This window comes from Mesorhizobium sp. LSJC285A00 (assembly GCF_000503155.1).
Lineage (GTDB): Bacteria > Pseudomonadota > Alphaproteobacteria > Rhizobiales > Rhizobiaceae > Mesorhizobium.
Window position 1 is genome coordinate 33561 of sequence record NZ_AYVK01000024.1, and the last position, 17629, is coordinate 51189.

Here is a 17629-nt window from a genome sequence, read left to right on the forward strand (position 1 = left end):
GGCAACGACATGCACCCTAACAAAGACCTTCGGAGATCCCTTATGCAGCTGAAAAAGCTCGCCTCGTTCCTCGTCGTGCTTGCCGGTCTCGTGACCGCATCCGTTTCGGCCTTCGCCGCCGAACCGGAAAACACCATGGTCATCACCTTGAAGAACGGCGACGTCACCATCGCGCTACGCCCCGACCTGGCACCCAAGCATGTCGCGCAGATCAAGAAGCTGGTGCGTGAAGGCGCTTATAACGATGTCGCATTCCACCGGGTCATCAACGGCTTTATGGCGCAGACCGGCGACGTCAAGTTCGGCAACATGAAGAAGGGGTTCAGCCCCGAGGCCGTCGGCACCGGCGGTTCAGACCTGCCCGACCTGCCGGCCGAATTCTCGCAGAGCGAACATTTCAAGCGCGGCACGCTCGGCATGGCCCGCTCGCAGGACCCGAACTCCGCCAATTCGCAGTTCTTCATCATGTTCGCGCCGGCGCCGAACCTCGATGGCCAGTACACCATCGTCGGCAATGTCGTCAGCGGCATCGAACTGGTGGACAAGATCAAGAAGGGTGACGAGGCCGACAACGGCACGGTCAGCGAGCCCGACCGCATGATCAAGGTACGCATCGCCGCCGACAAGTAAACCAATCAAATCAATCTGTTTTCTGAGATAAAGGATATACGACATGGCTGAGATCAAGGACCGCGAAAACGCGCTCATCCTGGAAACGACCAAGGGCAAGGTCGTCATCGAACTGTTTCCCGACCTGGCTCCCGGCCACGTCGCCCGCATCAAGGAACTGGCGCGTGAAGGCGCCTATGATGGCGTGGTCTTCCACCGCGTCATCGAAGGCTTCATGGCGCAGACCGGCGACGTGAAGTTCGGCAATTCGACCAAGCCCACTTTTGCCCCCTCCCGCGCGGGCATGGGCGGCTCGGAAAAGCCGGACCTGAAGGCTGAATTCTCCAACGCCAACCATGGTCGCGGCACCTGCTCGATGGCCCGTTCGCAGAACCCGAACTCCGCCAATTCGCAGTTCTTCATCTGCTTCGACGATGCCGCCTTCCTCAACCGCCAGTACACGGTCTGGGGCCAGGTCATCGAAGGCATGGACAATGTCGACAAGATCAAGCGCGGCGAGCCGGTGGTCGATCCCGACAAGATAGTGTCGCTGAAGGTCGCGGCCGACGTCAGGTAAGGACAAACGAAGATGATGGGCGTGGTCTGGTCGCTGCTCGGCATCCTGTCAGGCGCCTTCATCGCCGTCCAGGCGCCGATCAACTCGCAGCTGGCGCGCGGCCTGGGGCTCCCGGTCGCGGCTGCTGCGTTTTCGTTCCTGTCGGGTGCGGTTGTGCTCGGCATCATCTCCGTCGCCGTTGTGCGGCTGCAGGACATCTCGCTCGACTGGAAGGCGCCGGCGCCCTGGCTGTTCATCGCCGGCGGCATGCTCGGCGGTTTCTATGTCACGCTCTCGACCATTCTTACGCCGCGCATTGGTGCAGCTGCGCTGATGGCGTTCCTGGTTGCCGGCCAGTTGCTGGCCGGCATGCTGATCGACCGCGTCGGCTTCCTCGGCGTGGCGGTGCGCGAGATTTCGCTCGGCCGCATCGCCGGCGCGGTGCTGCTCTTGGCCGGAGCGCTGCTCGTTCGGCTCTACTGATGCGCGTCGACCTCTTCGACTTCGACTTGCCGGAGGAGCGTATCGCGCTTCGCCCGGCCGAGCCGCGCGACAGTGCTAGAATGCTGGTGGTCAGGCCGGGCGAGGCGCTTTCGGACCGCACGGTTGGCGACCTGCCGTCCTTGCTCAATGCCGGCGACGTGCTGGTCTTCAACGACACCAAGGTCATTCCTGCCCAGTTGAGAGGCATCAGGCGGCGCGGCGAAGCGCAGGCGCAGGTCGACGCCACGCTGCATATGCGCATGGCGCCGGACCGCTGGCTGGCCTTCATGCGGCCGGGCAAGCGCATCGCCGCCGGCGACCGCATCCATTTCGGCCATGACGGCAATTCCTGTTTTCTCGGCCAACTCGACGCCACGGTGATCGAGAAGGGCGACGCCGGCGAGGCGTTGCTCGGCTTCGACCTCTCCGGCCCATTTCTCGACGAAGCGCTGCGCGCCGTCGGCCACATCCCGCTGCCCCCCTATATCGCCTCCAAGCGCGACGACGACGCACGCGACCTGACGGATTACCAGACAATCTATGCCAAGGAGGAGGGCGCAGTCGCTGCCCCCACCGCAGGCCTGCATTTTACGCCGGAGCTGTTTGCCGCGCTGGATGCAAAAGGCATCGAACGCCGCTTCGTCACCTTGCATGTCGGCGCCGGCACCTTCCTGCCGGTCAAGGCGGACGACACCGCTGACCACAAGATGCATGCCGAGACCGGCTCGGTCAGCGAAGCAACAGCCGACGCTCTGAATGGCGCCAAGGCGCGGGGCGGGCGCATCATCGCTGTCGGCACGACCTCGCTGCGCCTGCTGGAGAGCGCGGCACGGCCTGATGGCTCGCTGACCGCCTGGTCCGGCCCGACCGACATCTTCATCACGCCGGGCTATCGGTTCAAGACCGCCGACCTGCTGATGACCAATTTCCATCTGCCGCGTTCGACGCTGTTCATGCTGGTTTCGGCCTTCAGCGGCCTAGATACGATGCGTGCGGCCTATGCTCATGCCATCGGGAACGATTACAGGTTCTATTCCTACGGAGATGCAAGCCTGCTTTATCGAGCGGAGATGAGCGATGGACGATGACCTGCAGGCCTTTGATCGCGAAAGCCTGATCGCCGAAGTGAAGAAATTGCGTGCCGGCATTCGCCAGCACCGAGATTCTACCGGCCATGATTTATGCTGGCATCATCCCAACCTGTGGGACCTGCTGCCGGAAAAGACCGATCCATCGATTGCTGTGCCGCCATGGCCGAAATTCATGCGCGGCTGCATCCAATACCGGCAGTCGCTCGACAGGCAGGCGCCAGGCGCGCCTGTCCATGACAGGGAATTCAATGGCTGAGACATTCACCTTCAAGATTCTCGCCACCGACGGCAAGGCGCGGCGCGGTGTCATCGACATGCCGCGCGGCGAAATCCGCACGCCGGCCTTCATGCCGGTCGGCACCGGCGGCACGGTCAAGGCCATGTATATGGACCAGGTGCGCGGCGTCGGCGCCGACATCATCCTGGGCAATACCTATCATCTGATGCTGCGCCCCGGCGCCGAGCGCGTGGCGCGGCTTGGTGGGTTGCATGAATTCGCCCGCTGGCCGCAGCCGATCCTGACCGACAGTGGCGGTTTTCAGGTCATGTCGCTGTCGAAGCTCAGAAAATTGACCGAGAAGGGCGTCACCTTTCGCTCGCACATTGACGGCGCTGCCTACGAGATGTCGCCGGAGCGCTCGATCGAGATCCAGGGCCTGCTCGATTCCGACATCCAGATGCAGCTCGACGAATGCACAGCGCTGCCGGCCGACCTCAAGCAGATCGAGCGCGCGATGGAGCTGTCGCTGCGCTGGGCCGAGCGCTGCAAGACAGCGTTCGGCGACCAGCCCGGCAAGGCCATGTTCGGCATCGTCCAGGGTGGCGACAACGCAGCACTCAGGGTGCGCTCGGCGCAGGCGCTGAGCGCGATGGAGCTGAAGGGCTATGCCGTCGGCGGCCTGGCCGTCGGCGAGCCGCAAGCGGTGATGCTGAATATGCTGGAGATCACCTGTCCGGAATTGCCTGACAACAAGCCTCGATATCTCATGGGCGTCGGCACGCCGGACGACATCGTGAAATCGGTGGCGCGCGGCATCGACATGTTCGACTGCGTGATGCCGACCCGCGCCGGCCGCCATGGCCTGGCCTATACCACGCGCGGCAAGGTCAATCTCAGGAATGCCCGCCATGCGGACGATCCGCGGCCGCTGGACGAGGAGAGTGACTGCCCGGCGGCACGCGACTATTCACGCGCCTATCTGCATCATCTCGTGCGCTCGCAGGAGGCGCTGGGCGCGATGCTTCTGACCTGGAACAACCTGTCTTACTATCAGAAGCTGATGCAGGACATTCGCGCCGCGATCGAGGCAAAGGCCTTCGAGGCGCGCACATCAGACATTTCAGAGGGATGGGCGAGGGGCGATATTCCGGTGCTATAAGCACATCTAGGTGCTGAGCGAATTCGCTGCGCGCAAGCTGCAGCCGGTGATTTGAAAGCTGCCGTCGGGCTGCTGTTCCAGCGTGTAGACCGCCTCATAGTCCTTGCCGTCGGGCCCAACGATCAGCACTTGCTGGATTAGCGAAGTTGGCCCCATCTGCTCGACCTTGCCGAAGGAATAGCTCTGCGGCTGGCGCACCGGCGGATAGCCGTTGGTCACCATGTTCATGAAGGTGTCGACGGTCGGAAAGATGCGCTTCACATTCGGAGCGGCGAAACTGTACGCCTTGGCGCCATCATTGGCGATGAGTGCCTTCAACTGACCATCGATGACGGCCTGGCCGGCCTTGACTTCCGCATCACCGGCAAGGGCTGCCGAGACGAACAACGCGAACAGCAATGAAACGACTGCGAATGCGATGCGGCGCATGGCCTGTCTCCATTGTCCTCAACAAAACCTGTCCCAGGACGCATCATACCATACGCTTGGCGGAGCCTCACGGTTTCAGCAACCGCAATATTTGCCACGCAAGTGCCACAAGATCATGCTTAAGCCTCCTTTAACGCGAGGCGCGCATCGTAGGGACGGGTGGGGACCCGTTCGCGCAACCAGGGGACGACCATGTTCAAGCAGCCGATCGACCGGCGCCTTTTGCTGAAAGGCGCGGCAAGTCTTGCAGTTTTGGCTCCCTTGCCCGCCTGGGCAAGCACTGGGCCGACCGTCACGGAAGTCGCCTTCGATCCCGCCATTCCAGGGCTCGGCAACCCCGATGGCGACGTCACCATCGCCGAATTCGTCGACTATCAGTGCCCGATCTGCAAACTCGTTTTCGTTGAGCTGAAGAAGTTAATGGACGAGGACAGCGGCATTCGGCTTGTGATGAAGGACTGGCCGATCTTCGGCGACGTGTCGCGCGACGCGGCGCGGGTGACGCTGCTGAGCGGCGAACACTATGCCGCGGCGGTCGATGCGCTGATGACCAACCAGCGCGGCCTTTCGGAACGCCGCACCAACGACATCCTTTCTTCCGTCGGTGTCGATGTGGCGATGGTGCGTGCCGACCTCGCCATCCGTGAACCCGACATCGACGCTGCGCTTGTCCGCACCGAAGCCCAGGCGACGGCTTTCAAGCTGCGCGGCACGCCAGCCCTGGTCATCGGCGGCAACCTGTACCGGCGCGGCATGCCCGTGTCCGAACTGAGACAAGCCGTCGCCAAGGCCCGCTCCGCCTGATGCTTGAAAGCCGGGCGGCAGTCTGCCACAAGGGCCGCTTGAGTGCTGAAGCTTGATCGGGACCGGCAATGAAGACGTTTTTCATGCAGATAAAGTGCGATCTGGGCAAGTCCTATGAGGTCGCCAGCGCGCTCGCCGATGCCGAAATCGCCTCGGAGATCTACTCGACCGCCGGCAATTACGACTTGCTTGCCAAATTCTACGTCGACGACGAGGAAGATGTCGGCCACTTCGTCAACGAGAAAGTGCAGATTATTCCCGGAATCAAGGACACCTTCACGGTCGTCACTTTCCGCGCATTCTAAAGCAATTCCAGGAAAAGTGTGAAGCGGTTTTCCGTCCGGAATTGCGGCAAAGCAAAAAGCCATGGCAGGTCGCCGTTTCCATGAAACGGTGAACTGCTATGGCCGCATCAGGCACTTGCCCGGCGACAAGGCAGAGCCTGATTAAGGTCCCGTTCCGACTGCCCGAATTTTGGGCAGTCGAAACATACTGATCGCCGATATCCTCCAAATCACCGATTGCGCTTGATTTTCTCCCGCGACGCCAGTGAAATGGCGTCACAGGGGAGTATGCGATTGGCAGCGTTCGATGAAATGCTTCCGGAAGTTTCCGGGCTTAGACAACCGTATACGGCTTACGACCGCTGGCTGAAGGAGCAGGACCCGGCCAGGCTTACCGAAAAGATGCAGGACGCCGAGCGCGTCTTCCGCAAGACCGGCATTACCTTCGCCGTCTATGGCGAGCAGGAAGCCTCCGAGCGGCTGATCCCCTTCGACATCGTGCCGCGCATCATCTCCGGCAATGAATGGCGAAGGCTGACGCAAGGCATCGAGCAGCGCGTGCAGGCGCTGAACGCTTTCCTCGACGACATTTACCACCGCCAGGAAATCCTGCGCGCCGGCCGCGTGCCGAGGGAGCTGATCGCCAGGAACGAGGCGTTCCTGCCGGAAATGATCGGAGTGCGGCCACCGGCCGGCGTCTACACCCACATTATCGGCGTCGATATCGTCCGGATCTCGGAGAACGAGTTCTACGTGCTGGAGGACAATGCGCGCACGCCGTCGGGGGTCTCCTACATGCTGGAGAACCGCGAGACGATGATGCAGCTCTTTCCCGAGCTGTTCCAGCAGATCAAGGTGCGGCCGGTGGAGAATTATCCGCAATTGCTGCGCCAGTCGCTGGCGGCAGTGCGGCCGCAAAGCACCAAGGGCGCACCGACTATTGCCGTGCTGACGCCGGGCAGCTTCAACTCCGCCTATTTCGAACATGCCTTCCTCGCCGACCAGATGGGCGTGCAACTGGTCGAAGGCCAGGATCTGCGCGTTGTAGACGGCCACGTTGCTATGCGCACGACCGAAGGCTACAAGCAGATCGACGTGCTTTACCGGCGCGTCGACGATTCCTTCCTCGATCCGCTGACCTTCCGGCCGGACTCGGCCCTTGGCGTGCCCGGCATCATGGACGTCTACCGCGCCGGCAACATCACCATCGCCAACGCGCCGGGAACCGGCATCGCCGACGACAAGGCGATTTATTCCTACATGCCCGACATCGTCGAGTTCTACACCGGCCGCAAGGCCATCCTCGGCAACATCCCGACCTGGCGCTGCTCGGAGCCCGACAGCCTGAAATACGTGCTCGAACACATCCATGAGTTGGTCATCAAGGAAGTGCACGGCTCCGGCGGCTACGGCATGCTGGTCGGCCCGGCTGCGACCAAGAAGGAATGCCAGGATTTCGCCAAGAAGCTGCAGGCGAAGCCCTCCAACTACATCGCCCAGCCGACGCTGGCGCTGTCGACCTGCCCGATCCTGACAGAAAAAGGCCTGTCGCCGCGCCATGTCGACTTGCGACCCTATGTGCTGGTGTCGGACCGTATTCAGATCGTGCCCGGCGGCTTGACGCGGGTGGCGCTGAAGGAGGGGTCGTTGGTCGTGAATTCCTCGCAAGGCGGCGGGACGAAGGATACGTGGGTGTTGGACGATTAGGTAGGGAATAGGGCAGTAGGCAGTAGGCAGTAGAGGGACAAGAAATGCCGTATTCCACAGAGATTCAAATGTTTACTAATCCCTACTCACTAATCCCTACTCACTAACCCGAAGGGCCTTGCCATGCTTCTCGGCCGCACCGCCAACGGGCTCTACTGGATGAACCGCTATATCGAGCGGGCGGAAAACATGGCGCGTCTGGTCGATGCCGGCCTTCGCATGGCGCTGACCCGCACCCAGAGCGCGTCGGAAGAGTGGAATTCGGTGCTGCTCAGCGCCGGCTCCGACGTCACCTTCACGCAGAAATACAAGGACTATACCGCCGCCAATGTCGCCGACTTCCTGCTGCGCGACACCTCGAACCCGTCGAGCACGATGTCGGCGATCGAGACCGCTCGCAACAATGCCCGCATGGTGCGCACCGCGCTGACGCGCGAGACGTGGGAGAGCATCAACGAAGCCTGGATGGCACTGAAGCGCATGCTGGCAAAGCCGATCGACGAGCGCGACCTGCCGAGTGTGCTCGACGCCATCAAGCGCGAGACGGCGCTGATCCGGGGCTCGTTTTACGGCACCATGCTGCGCAACGAGATCTTCGACTTCTCGCAACTCGGCACCTATGTCGAGCGGGCCGACAACACGGCACGCATCCTCGACGTGAAATACTACGTGCTGCTGCCGTCGATCTCCTGGGTCGGCTCGAGCCTCGACAACTACCAGTGGGAATCGATCCTGCGCTCGGTGTCGGCGCACCGTTCCTATCGCTGGGTCTATGAGGCCGACTACAAACCGACCAACATTGCCGACTATCTGATCCTCAATGTGCGCATGCCGCGCTCGCTGACCTTCTGTTATCGTTTTCTCGCCGAGCATCTGAAGTTCCTCGGCGACGATTATGGCGACCGTCATGCCTGCCACGCCACCGTCGACAGGACACAGGCGATGCTGCAGGCAGGGTCGATCAAGGACATATTCGACACCGGCCTGCACGAATTCCTGGCCAGGTTCATTCAAGACAACACCAAGCTTGGCGAAGAGATCGCACAAGATTACCGGTTCAATTGAGCATGATCGCGAACCGGAGGACCGCGCTAGCGACAAGTGAGACCCGGTTTTCGGATAAGATCATGCTTACAAACGGAAAATAGGCATGCGGCTCAAGATCACCCACCGTACCGAATACCGCTACGACGCGCCGGTGCACTATCTGTTGCAGCGGCTACGCCTGTTACCGGTCAGTGGCCCGACGCAGACCGTGCTGTCCTGGGCGCTGAAGATCGAGGGCGCGCGCGAGGAAGTCCGCTTTAACGACCATTTCGGCAACGATAACAGGCTGTTGAGCGTCGAGGGCGAGCGCGACTTCATCACCGTCGAGGCCTCCGGCGAGGTTGTCACCCGCGACACAGCGGGCGTCTCGGGTCCGCATCACGGCTTTGCGCCACTGTGGCTGTTCAGCCAGGAGACAGCTTTGACCATCCCCGGCGAGGGCATAAGCGAGCTTGCCGCGGCGGTCGGCAAAGGTACCGACATCGAAAGGCTGCATCGGCTGATGGCGCTGATCGTCGAGCGCGTCGCCTACACGCCGGGCACCACCAGCGTGACGACCCCGGCGGAAGAGGCATTGGCGCTGAAGACCGGCGTTTGCCAGGATCACAGCCACATCTTTGTCACCGCAGCCCGCGTCATGGGTTTTCCGGCCCGCTATGTCAGTGGCTATCTGATGATGGATGCGGCCATCGAGCAGGCGGCAAGCCATGCCTGGGCCGAAGCCCATGTTCAGGGTCTCGGCTGGGTCGCCTTCGACGCCGCCAACGGCATTTCCCCCGATGAACGCTATGTCAGGGTAGCCACCGGCCGTGATTATCGCGACGCCTCGCCGGTGTCGGGAATTCGACTGGGACAGGCGGAGGAACAGCTTGCAGTCACCGTCACGGTAGAGCAGTAGTCTCCGGCAAGATTGCTGCCTGAAGAGATTCCATGACTTATTGCGTCGGCCTCAAGATCGATCGTGGGCTCGTGTTCATGTCGGACACGCGCACCAATGCAGGGATGGATTCGATCTCCACTTTCAAGAAGATGCATGTCTGGGAAGAGCCAGGCGAGCGCGTCATCGTACTGATGTCGGCCGGCAATCTGGCTACGACGCAGGCCGTGGTCAGCCTGCTCGACGAGCGCACCAAGGCGGTGGCGGAACGCCACGCGACGCTGCTCGAGACCCCATCCATGTACCAGACGGTGCGGCTGGTCGGCGACACCGTCAAGGAAGTCATCGCCAGCTCGTCGCCTGCCGGCGAAAGGGCGGATTCCTATTTCAACGCCTCCTTCATCCTCGGCGGCCAGATCAAGGGCAGCCCGCCACGGCTGTTCATGATCTATCCCGAGGGCAATTTCATCGAATCGACCGACGACACGCCGTTCTTCCAGATCGGCGAGACCAAATACGGCAAGCCGATCATCATCCGTGCCTATGAAAGGACGATGAGCCTGGCTGAAACGGTCAAGCTCTTGCTGGTATCGTTCGATTCGACGCTGAAATCGAACCTGTCCGTCGGCCTGCCTCTCGACCTGCTGTTCCTGGAGGAGGACACGTTCACGGTGGGTTTGAAAAAGCGCATCGGCCAGGACGATCGATATTATCGTGCTATTTCCGAGGGCTGGTCGAACGCGTTGAAGACGGCCTTTGCCAGCCTGCCGGATTTTCCGGGGTAGCGCGGGAACCTTCGTCGCGGTTGCCTGTCTCTATTTAACATGTTAATCAAAATTCAAACGGCTGGCTGATCGGCGCGTCGGGAGGATCCATGGACAACGAGCAATTCCGCGACTGGTCGAGGCGCGCCGCCGAATGGGGCGCTGATTACCGCGCCGGCCTTCGCGATCGGCCCGTGCGACCTGCCATAGCGCCGGGCGAGATCTTCAGGAGCATCGAAGCTTCTCCGCCGGAGGCTGCGGAATCGATGGAGACGATCTTCGCCGATTTCGAAGCCAAGATCGTGCCCGGCATGACGCATTGGCAGCATCCGCGTTTCTTTGCTTATTTCCCGGCCAATGCAGCACCCGTCTCGGTGGTTGCCGAATATCTGGTCTCTGCGATGGCCGCGCAGTGCATGCTGTGGCAGACTTCGCCGGCGGCGACAGAGCTTGAGACGCGCATCGTCGACTGGATGCGCCAGGCGCTCGGCCTGCCCGAAGGCTTTTCCGGTGTGATCCAGGACTCCGCATCATCGGCGACGCTGGCCGCCGTGTTGACCATGCGCGAGCGCGCACTCGACTGGCAGGGCAACAAGAAGGGCCTTTCCGCGCAGGGCAGGCTGCGCGTCTATTCCTCCGACCAGGTGCACACCTCGATCGACCGCGCCATCTGGGTCGCCGGCATTGGCGAGGAAAACCTCGTCCGCATTCCCGTCGCCGGCACCTACCGCGCCATGGATACCGCGGCTTTGGAAGCGGCGATTGTTGCCGACCGCGCGGCCGGCCTTTTGCCGGCCGGCATCATCGCTTGCGTCGGCGGCACCAGCACCGGCGGCACCGACGACATCGCTGAAGTGGCCGCGGTGGCCAAACGCCAGGGGCTCTATCTGCATATCGACGCCGCCTGGGCCGGATCGGCGATGATCTGTCCGGAATACCGGCATTTCTGGACCGGTGTCGAGGGCGCGGACTCGATCGTCTTCAACCCGCACAAATGGCTGGGCGCGCAATTCGACTGCTCGATCCAGTTCGTCCGTCAGCCGGAGGATCTCGTGCGCACGCTGGCGATCAAGCCGGACTATCTGAAAACTCGCGGCCATGACGGCATCATCAACTACTCCGAATGGTCGGTGCCTCTCGGCCGTCGCTTCCGGGCGCTGAAGCTGTGGTTCCTGCTGCGCGCCCATGGCCTCGAGGCGCTGCGCACCATGATCCGCAATCACGTCGCCTGGAGCGAAGGCATAGCAGCGCGCCTGGCCGAGGAGGAGGATTTCGAGCTCGCCAGCCAGCCGATGCTGTCGCTGTTCTCGTTCCGGCATCGCGCCGCATCCGGCGCTGACTGCGACGAGCACAATCTGCGTCTGGTCGACGCCATCAACAATGACGGCCGTATCTACCTGACGCAGACGCGTGTCGATGGGCGGGTCGCCATCCGCTTCCAGGCAGGCCAGTTCGAGACAACCGCGGCCGATGTCGATACCGCCTTCACTGTCATCTGCGAGTGTGCAAGATCCCCGAAGGACTGACAGGGATTGCCCGGGTGGTTGCCGCCGCCGGGGCAAGCCAGCAAGGACTTGCGAGCAAGCATATGGCCGGAAGGGCTGAAGGGGTTAGCCAGAATCTGACGGGCGTCTGGAGCGGGCGCTATTTCTATCCGCGCGAACTGCCGCCGGTTTCCTTCGTTGCAACGCTGATCGAGACGGCAACCAGCTTGACGGGGATGACCCACGAACCGGCGGCGACCAGCACGGCAAGATACGCAAGCCTGCAGGGCAGCGAGAGGGCAACGCCGTCTCCTTTACCAAGACATACGACAAGGCCGAATTGAAGGCGCACCCGATTCACTACAGCGGCATCATCAACGGTGATGCAACCGAGATCAAAGGCACTTGGCGAATCCCGGGATACTGGTCCGGCAATTTCCTGATGATCCGCTCGCCAGGTAAAGTCGCGGCTGTCACCCGCAAGGTGGCGGAGCGGGTCTGAGCCGTATCTGCCCGGTTCGCCTTTGCAATCATCGATATTTCATTAGCCGGCGTCTCCCTTTTCATTGCTTTCGTTTTCAGCTACAAACAAGAAAAACGAAAACGGGAGGTTCTCAGTGTATTTGTCGCCGCGCCATGCCGAGATCATCCAGATGGCGAAGGACCATGGCCGTGTGCTGGTCGATGACCTCGCCACGCATTTCAACGTGACGCCACAGACCATCCGCAAGGACCTCAACGATCTCTGCGACCAGCGGCTGCTGACGCGCATCCATGGCGGGGCCCTGTTCCCGTCCGGCATCGAGAACATGGAGTATGAGGCGCGCCGCAAGATTGCCGCCGACGAGAAGGAGGCCATCGGCCGCGCGGCGGCCAGGCTGATACCCGACAACGCCTCCCTGTTCATCAACATCGGCACCACGACCGAGTCGGTCAGCAAGGCGCTGCTCGACCATACCGGGCTGATGGTCATCACCAATAATATCAATGTTGCCAACAGGATGCGCATCTATCCTTCGATCGAGGTGGTAATCGCCGGCGGCGTCGTGCGTGGCTCCGACGGCGGCGTTGTCGGCGAGGCCGCGGTCGATTTCATCAGGCAGTTCAAGGTCGACTATGCAGTGATCGGCGCCTCGGCCATCGACCATGACGGCGCGTTGCTCGATTTCGACTTTCGCGAAGTGAAAGTGGCGCAAGCCATTATCGCCAATGCCAGGCATGTCATCCTGGTCTCCGACCAGACCAAGTTCGAACGCACCGCGCCGGTTCGCATCGGCCATCTCTCGCAAGTCAACACCTTCATCACCGACCGTTGCGACATCCCGTCGGTGCGTAAGATCTGCGAGGAAGCGGAGGTTCAATTGATCGAAACGTCGCTCGGCTAGGCTATCGATCACGGTCCCGTTACATTTCGTTTGACATTCGTTCTTATTTCGAAATAATCCCGATACGGTTTCGTAACAACTCAAAAATGCTGCAATGCGAAATCGCGGGAGGGATTTGTGGACGCAGTCCGTGACATCTTCGTCATCGGTGGCGGCATCAATGGCTGCGGCATCGCCCGCGACGCCGTTGGGCGGGGCTTTTCGGTATTTCTCGCCGAGATGAACGACCTCGCCAGCGGAACCTCCTCCGGTTCGACCAAGCTGATCCATGGTGGCCTGCGCTACCTCGAATTCTACGAGTTCCGGCTTGTGCGCGAGGCGCTGATGGAGCGCGAGGTTCTGTGGAAGAACGCGCCGCACATCATCTGGCCGATGCGCTTCGTGCTGCCCTATGCCAAGGGCCTGCGCCCGGCCTGGCTGATCCGGCTCGGCCTGTTCCTCTACGATCATATTGGTGGCCGCAAATTGCTGCCGGCTACCCGGACACTGGACATGTCCAAGGATCCGGCCGGCAAGCCTCTGAAGCCGCTATTTCACAAGGCCTTCGAGTACTCGGACGGCTGGGTCAACGATGCCCGGCTGGTGGTGTTGAACGCGCGTGACGCAGCCGACCGCGGCGCCACCATCCGCACCCGCACGAAAGTCGTCGGGGCGCGGCGCGAAGGCGATCTGTGGGCGATCCGCGTGGAAGACGTGCAGACGGGAGAGGCCGAGGAGGTCAAGGCCCGGCTGCTGGTCAATGCCGCCGGTCCGTGGGTCGACCACGTCCTGTCGACCACCGTGGGCCAGAACGACGTGCACAATGTGCGCCTGGTGCAGGGCAGTCATATCGTTATCAAAAAGAAGTTCGATGATCCGCGCGCCTATTTCTTCCAGAACAAGGACGGGCGCATCATCTTCGCCATCCCTTACGAGGAAGAATTTACGCTGATCGGCACCACCGATCGCGACTATCCCGGCGATCCGCATGACGTGAAGATCAGCGACACCGAGATCGACTATCTCTGCGCGGCGGCGAGCGAATATTTTGCTGAAGCCGTGACGCGTCCCGATATCGTCTGGACCTATTCTGCCGTGCGCCCGCTCTATGACGACGGTGCTTCGAAGGCGCAGGAAGCGACCCGCGACTATGTGCTGAAAGCCGATGGCGGCGGGGGCAAGGCGCCGATCGTCAACGCTTTCGGCGGCAAGATCACCACCTACCGCCGGTTGTCGGAATCGATGCTGGAAAAGGTCGAAGGTTTTCTCGGCAAGCGCGGCAAGCCGTGGACGGCGAACGCGCCCTTACCAGGCGGCGATTTCCCGGCCACCGGTTTCGACGCCCAGGTGGCGAAGCTGAAGAGCGCCTATCCTTTCCTCGACCAGCGCCTGGCGCGTCGGTTGACCAGGCTTTACGGCACGCGCGCGCAAGTGTTGCTCGGCCTCGCCAGGTCGAACGCCGATCTCGGCCGCAATTTCGGCGCCGATCTCTATGAGGCCGAGGTACGCTACCTCTGCGAAAACGAATGGGCGCTGACCGCCGAAGATGTATTGTGGCGTCGCACCAAGCGCGGTCTGCATCTCAGCCGCGAACAGGCCTCGGCGCTTGACGAATTCATGCGCGGCATAAGCCGGCGCCATGTCGCGGCAGCGGAATAGGGAAGGCGATTGATGCACAAAGCCTGGGAGGAGGCATCATGCTGGAACTGAGAAACGTGACGAAGATGGTCGGCGCGGTGGAGCATATCCGCGACGTGTCGCTGACGCTTCAGCACGGCTCGCTCAACGTTTTGCTCGGGCCGACACTGTCGGGCAAGACCAGCCTGATGCGGCTGATGGCCGGACTCGACGTGCCGACCACCGGTTCAGTCTGGTTCGACGGCCAGAATGTCACCGGCATGCCGGTGCAGCAGCGCAAGATCGCCATGGTCTATCAGCAGTTCATCAACTACCCCGCGATGACCGTCTACGAGAACATCGCCTCGCCGTTGCGCGTCGCCGGCAACGACCAGGCCAAGATCGACAAGGAAGTCCGCAACGCGGCAGGGCTTTTGAAGCTCACACCCTATCTCGACCGCACGCCGCTCAGCCTGTCCGGCGGCCAGCAGCAGCGTACGGCGCTGGCCCGCGCCATCGTCAAGAATGCCAGTCTGGTGCTGCTCGACGAGCCGCTCGCCAACCTCGACTACAAATTGCGCGAGGAGCTGCGCGCCGAACTGCCCAAGATATTTGCCGCCGCCGGCACTATTTTCGTCTACGCCACGACCGAGCCGCATGAAGCCTTGCTGCTCGGCGGCAATACGGCGACGCTGTCCGAGGGGCGGATCACCCAATTCGGGCCGACCATCGACGTCTTCCGCAAGCCGATCGACCTGGTGACGGCGAAAACCTTTGCCGATCCGCCGCTCAACACCATCGTGCTGGCCAAGAAAGGTCCCGATTTCCTTCTCGAGGGCGGCGTCAAGCTGCCGGTACCGGCCGAACTCGCCGGCATTTCCGACGCCAACTACACGATCGGCTTCCAGCCGCATCATCTGTCGCTCGAGCGGCCCAACGCTGCCGCCGTGCCGGTGCGCGCCAAGGTGACGATCACCGAGATTACCGGCTCGGAAAGCTTCATCCATCTCGATTTCGCCGATGCGCGCTGGGTCATGCTGACCCACGGCATCCGCGATTTCGAGCCCGACGCCGAGATCGAGGTGTTTATCGATCCGCGCCACATCATGGTCTTCGACAGCAACGGCAGCGCCGTCGCCGCGCCGAAGCTTGCGGCCTGAAGGGGAAGAAAGAGATGGCGCGCATCGACGTCAACCATGTCAGGCACTCCTACCTGCCCAACCCGCAGAAGGATGCCGATTTTGCGCTGCGGGAAGTGCACCACACTTTCGAGGATGGCGGCGCCTATGCGCTGCTTGGGCCCTCGGGTTGCGGCAAGACCACGCTGCTCAACATCATTTCGGGACTTCTGCAACCCTCGCACGGTGAGTTGCTGTTCAACGGCAAGGACGTCACCAATCTGTCGACGCAGGAGCGCAATATTGCGCAGGTGTTCCAATTCCCGGTCATCTACGACACCATGACGGTGTACGACAATCTGGCCTTCCCGCTGCGCAACCGCGGCGTGCCGGAGGCCGATGTCGACCGCAAGGTGCGCGAGACGTTGGAGATGATCGACCTGGCGTCGTGGGCGAAGAAGAAGGCGAGGGGCCTGACCGCCGACCAGAAGCAGAAGATCTCGCTCGGCCGCGGCCTGGTGCGCTCGGATGTCAATGCCATCCTGTTCGACGAACCGCTGACGGTCATCGATCCGCATATGAAGTGGGTGCTGCGCTCGCAATTGAAGCAACTTCACCGCCGCTTCGGCTACACCATGGTCTATGTCACCCATGACCAGACTGAAGCGCTGACCTTCGCCGACCAGGTCGTCGTTATGTATGATGGCGGTATCGTCCAGATCGGCACGCCGGCCGAATTGTTCGAGCGCCCGCGCCACACTTTCGTCGGTTATTTCATCGGCTCGCCCGGGATGAACGTCATGCCGGTGGCGATCGACGGCAAGACTGCGACCATTGGCAGCCAGCGCATCGAGCTGCCCGGCGCGCCAAAGACCGCCGCTGGGAACGCCGGCGCGATCGAACTCGGCATCCGCCCCGAATATGTCAGGCTCGGCCGCGAGGGCATGGCGGTTAAAATAAGCAAGGTCGAGGATCTCGGCCGCCACAAGGTGGTGCGCGCCAGCCTCGAAGGCCGCGAGATCGCTGCCGTCATCGGCGAGGACGAGAGCGTGCCGGCCGACCCAAAGGTTCGCTTCGATCCGGCCGGCATCAACATCTATGCCGATTCCTGGCTGGTTGAGATGGGGCGTGTCGAGATGGGGGCATAGATGGAAAAGACCTGGAACAACAAGGCCTGGTTCCTGGTGCTGCCGGTGCTGGTGCTGGTGGCGTTCTCGGCCGTCATTCCGCTGATGACGGTCGTCAACTATTCGGTGCAGGACACCTTCGGCAACAACGTCTTCTTCTGGGCAGGCACCCAGTGGTTCGAGGAACTGCTGTCGTCCAGCCGCTTCTGGGAAGCCATGGTGCGCAACCTGATCTTCTCCTTCATCATCCTGGCCATCGAAGTGCCGCTCGGCATATTCATCGCGCTCAACATGCCGAAGAAGGGCTGGGGCGTGCCGGTCTGCCTGGTGCTTATGTCGTTGCCGCTGCTCATTCCGTGGAACGTCGTCGGCACCATCTGGCAGGTCTTCGGCCGCAACGACATCGGCCTGCTCGGCTACTACGTCAACGCGCTCGGCATCGACTACAATTACGTTCAGGATCCGTTCGACGCCTGGGTCACCATCATCATCATGGACGTCTGGCACTGGACCAGCCTTGTCGTGCTGCTCTGCTATGCCGGCCTGGTTTCGATCCCGGATGCCTTCTACCAGGCGGCCAAGATCGACGGCGCCTCGCGCTGGGCGGTGTTCCGTTATATCCAGCTGCCGAAGATGCAGCGTGTGCTTTTGATCGCCGTGCTGTTGCGCTTCATGGATAGCTTCATGATCTACACCGAGCCCTTCGTCGTCACCGGCGGCGGCCCCGGCAACTCGACCACCTTCCTGTCGATCGACCTCGTCAAGACCGCGCTCGGCCAGTTCGACCTCGGTCCGGCGGCCGCCATGTCGCTGGTCTACTTCCTGATCATCCTGTTGTTGTCGTGGGTGTTCTACACCGTGATGACCAACTACGACGCGGAGCGCTGAG

At 61.8% G+C, this 17629-nt stretch carries 21 protein-coding genes; 20 read left to right on the top strand and 1 reads right to left on the bottom strand.

Annotated elements, in window-relative coordinates:
* Window positions 1-135: 135 nt before the first annotated feature.
* Genes X726_RS150245 through tgt form a run of 6 tightly spaced genes read left to right on the top strand, consistent with a single transcriptional unit; the run spans window position 136 to window position 4118 of the window.
* On the top strand, window positions 136-630 hold the full coding sequence (locus X726_RS150245; protein WP_245270985.1) for a peptidylprolyl isomerase: 495 nt from the start codon (window positions 136-138) through the stop codon (window positions 628-630).
* 43 nt (window positions 631-673) lie between these two features.
* Window positions 674-1186, top strand: a complete 513-nt coding sequence (locus tag X726_RS150240) for a peptidylprolyl isomerase (protein ID WP_023670956.1) — start codon at window positions 674-676, stop codon at window positions 1184-1186.
* 12 nt (window positions 1187-1198) lie between these two features.
* Entirely contained in the window at window positions 1199-1648 is a 450-nt protein-coding gene (locus tag X726_RS150235; protein ID WP_023670957.1) for a DMT family transporter, read from the top strand.
* Window positions 1648-2736, top strand: coding sequence for a tRNA preQ1(34) S-adenosylmethionine ribosyltransferase-isomerase QueA (gene queA, locus X726_RS150230; RefSeq protein ID WP_023670958.1), 1089 nt, complete (start codon window positions 1648-1650; stop codon window positions 2734-2736). Before X726_RS150235 ends, queA begins: the two co-directional genes overlap by 1 nt.
* Complete coding sequence (locus X726_RS150225) at window positions 2726-2995, top strand: hypothetical protein (protein ID WP_023670959.1); 270 nt, start codon at window positions 2726-2728, stop codon at window positions 2993-2995. The genes queA and X726_RS150225 overlap by 11 nt, the downstream gene beginning before the upstream one ends.
* Window positions 2988-4118, top strand: a complete 1131-nt coding sequence (gene tgt, locus X726_RS150220) for a tRNA guanosine(34) transglycosylase Tgt (protein WP_023670960.1) — start codon at window positions 2988-2990, stop codon at window positions 4116-4118. The genes X726_RS150225 and tgt overlap by 8 nt, the downstream gene beginning before the upstream one ends.
* 6 nt (window positions 4119-4124) lie before the next feature.
* Here the strand turns inward: tgt and X726_RS150215 are convergent, their stop codons facing one another.
* The gene (locus X726_RS150215) at window positions 4125-4547 is read right to left on the bottom strand and encodes a DUF4864 domain-containing protein (RefSeq protein ID WP_023670961.1); all 423 of its coding nucleotides are present in this window, start codon (window positions 4545-4547) and stop codon (window positions 4125-4127) included.
* A 192-nt stretch (window positions 4548-4739) separates the two neighbouring features.
* On the opposite strand from X726_RS150215, the gene X726_RS150210 reads away from it, so the two are divergent.
* From X726_RS150210 to X726_RS150145, 14 genes are all read left to right on the top strand, one after another.
* Complete coding sequence (locus X726_RS150210; RefSeq protein WP_023670962.1) at window positions 4740-5351, top strand: DsbA family protein; 612 nt, start codon at window positions 4740-4742, stop codon at window positions 5349-5351.
* 68 nt (window positions 5352-5419) lie between these two features.
* The gene (locus tag X726_RS150205; protein WP_023670963.1) at window positions 5420-5656 is read left to right on the top strand and encodes an Lrp/AsnC family transcriptional regulator; all 237 of its coding nucleotides are present in this window, start codon (window positions 5420-5422) and stop codon (window positions 5654-5656) included.
* A 273-nt stretch (window positions 5657-5929) separates the two neighbouring features.
* Window positions 5930-7342, top strand: a complete 1413-nt coding sequence (locus tag X726_RS150200) for a circularly permuted type 2 ATP-grasp protein (protein ID WP_023670964.1) — start codon at window positions 5930-5932, stop codon at window positions 7340-7342.
* Window positions 7343-7465: 123 nt separating this feature from the next.
* Complete coding sequence (locus X726_RS150195; RefSeq protein ID WP_023670965.1) at window positions 7466-8407, top strand: alpha-E domain-containing protein; 942 nt, start codon at window positions 7466-7468, stop codon at window positions 8405-8407.
* An 85-nt stretch (window positions 8408-8492) separates the two neighbouring features.
* Window positions 8493-9287: a transglutaminase family protein gene (locus X726_RS150190; RefSeq protein WP_023670966.1), complete on the top strand. Its 795-nt coding sequence runs from the start codon at window positions 8493-8495 to the stop codon at window positions 9285-9287.
* Between the two features lie 32 nt (window positions 9288-9319).
* Complete coding sequence (locus X726_RS150185; protein ID WP_023670967.1) at window positions 9320-10051, top strand: peptidase; 732 nt, start codon at window positions 9320-9322, stop codon at window positions 10049-10051.
* A gap of 89 nt (window positions 10052-10140) precedes the next feature.
* Entirely contained in the window at window positions 10141-11556 is a 1416-nt protein-coding gene (locus tag X726_RS150180; protein ID WP_023670968.1) for a pyridoxal-dependent decarboxylase, read from the top strand.
* Between the two features lie 14 nt (window positions 11557-11570).
* Window positions 11571-11858: a hypothetical protein gene (locus X726_RS1000000170540; RefSeq protein WP_156940658.1), complete on the top strand. Its 288-nt coding sequence runs from the start codon at window positions 11571-11573 to the stop codon at window positions 11856-11858.
* Complete coding sequence (locus X726_RS1000000170545) at window positions 11855-12016, top strand: hypothetical protein (RefSeq protein WP_156940659.1); 162 nt, start codon at window positions 11855-11857, stop codon at window positions 12014-12016. Before X726_RS1000000170540 ends, X726_RS1000000170545 begins: the two co-directional genes overlap by 4 nt.
* A 115-nt stretch (window positions 12017-12131) precedes the next feature.
* Window positions 12132-12899 (top strand): DeoR/GlpR family DNA-binding transcription regulator, encoded by a 768-nt coding sequence (locus tag X726_RS150165; RefSeq protein WP_023670971.1) that lies wholly within the window; start codon window positions 12132-12134, stop codon window positions 12897-12899.
* 117 nt (window positions 12900-13016) lie between these two features.
* Window positions 13017-14537 (top strand): glycerol-3-phosphate dehydrogenase, encoded by a 1521-nt coding sequence (gene glpD, locus X726_RS150160; protein ID WP_023670972.1) that lies wholly within the window; start codon window positions 13017-13019, stop codon window positions 14535-14537.
* A 38-nt stretch (window positions 14538-14575) separates the two neighbouring features.
* Window positions 14576-15655 carry an ABC transporter ATP-binding protein gene (locus X726_RS150155; protein ID WP_023670973.1) on the top strand — a complete coding sequence of 360 codons (1080 nt, stop codon included), beginning with the start codon at window positions 14576-14578 and terminating at the stop codon, window positions 15653-15655.
* Between the two features lie 14 nt (window positions 15656-15669).
* Complete coding sequence (locus X726_RS150150; protein WP_023670974.1) at window positions 15670-16761, top strand: ABC transporter ATP-binding protein; 1092 nt, start codon at window positions 15670-15672, stop codon at window positions 16759-16761.
* The gene (locus tag X726_RS150145; RefSeq protein WP_023670975.1) at window positions 16762-17628 is read left to right on the top strand and encodes a sugar ABC transporter permease; all 867 of its coding nucleotides are present in this window, start codon (window positions 16762-16764) and stop codon (window positions 17626-17628) included.
* Window position 17629 lies beyond the last annotated feature (1 nt).

What these genes read in the sequence shown, in the direction of transcription:
- X726_RS150205 (WP_023670963.1), top strand. Translation starts at nt 5,420, where the DNA reads ATGAAGACGTTTTTCATGCAGATAAAGTGCGATCTGGGCAAGTCCTAT.
- X726_RS150180 (WP_023670968.1), top strand. Translation starts at nt 10,141, where the DNA reads ATGGACAACGAGCAATTCCGCGACTGGTCGAGGCGCGCCGCCGAATGG.
- X726_RS150215 (WP_023670961.1), bottom strand. Translation starts at nt 4,547, where the DNA reads ATGCGCCGCATCGCATTCGCAGTCGTTTCATTGCTGTTCGCGTTGTTC.
- queA (WP_023670958.1), top strand. Translation starts at nt 1,648, where the DNA reads ATGCGCGTCGACCTCTTCGACTTCGACTTGCCGGAGGAGCGTATCGCG.
- X726_RS150235 (WP_023670957.1), top strand. Translation starts at nt 1,199, where the DNA reads ATGATGGGCGTGGTCTGGTCGCTGCTCGGCATCCTGTCAGGCGCCTTC.
- X726_RS150240 (WP_023670956.1), top strand. Translation starts at nt 674, where the DNA reads ATGGCTGAGATCAAGGACCGCGAAAACGCGCTCATCCTGGAAACGACC.
- X726_RS150150 (WP_023670974.1), top strand. Translation starts at nt 15,670, where the DNA reads ATGGCGCGCATCGACGTCAACCATGTCAGGCACTCCTACCTGCCCAAC.
- tgt (WP_023670960.1), top strand. Translation starts at nt 2,988, where the DNA reads ATGGCTGAGACATTCACCTTCAAGATTCTCGCCACCGACGGCAAGGCG.
- X726_RS150225 (WP_023670959.1), top strand. Translation starts at nt 2,726, where the DNA reads ATGGACGATGACCTGCAGGCCTTTGATCGCGAAAGCCTGATCGCCGAA.
- X726_RS150185 (WP_023670967.1), top strand. Translation starts at nt 9,320, where the DNA reads ATGACTTATTGCGTCGGCCTCAAGATCGATCGTGGGCTCGTGTTCATG.
- X726_RS150195 (WP_023670965.1), top strand. Translation starts at nt 7,466, where the DNA reads ATGCTTCTCGGCCGCACCGCCAACGGGCTCTACTGGATGAACCGCTAT.
- X726_RS150155 (WP_023670973.1), top strand. Translation starts at nt 14,576, where the DNA reads ATGCTGGAACTGAGAAACGTGACGAAGATGGTCGGCGCGGTGGAGCAT.
- X726_RS150190 (WP_023670966.1), top strand. Translation starts at nt 8,493, where the DNA reads ATGCGGCTCAAGATCACCCACCGTACCGAATACCGCTACGACGCGCCG.
- X726_RS150245 (WP_245270985.1), top strand. Translation starts at nt 136, where the DNA reads ATGGTCATCACCTTGAAGAACGGCGACGTCACCATCGCGCTACGCCCC.
- X726_RS150145 (WP_023670975.1), top strand. Translation starts at nt 16,762, where the DNA reads ATGGAAAAGACCTGGAACAACAAGGCCTGGTTCCTGGTGCTGCCGGTG.
- X726_RS150210 (WP_023670962.1), top strand. Translation starts at nt 4,740, where the DNA reads ATGTTCAAGCAGCCGATCGACCGGCGCCTTTTGCTGAAAGGCGCGGCA.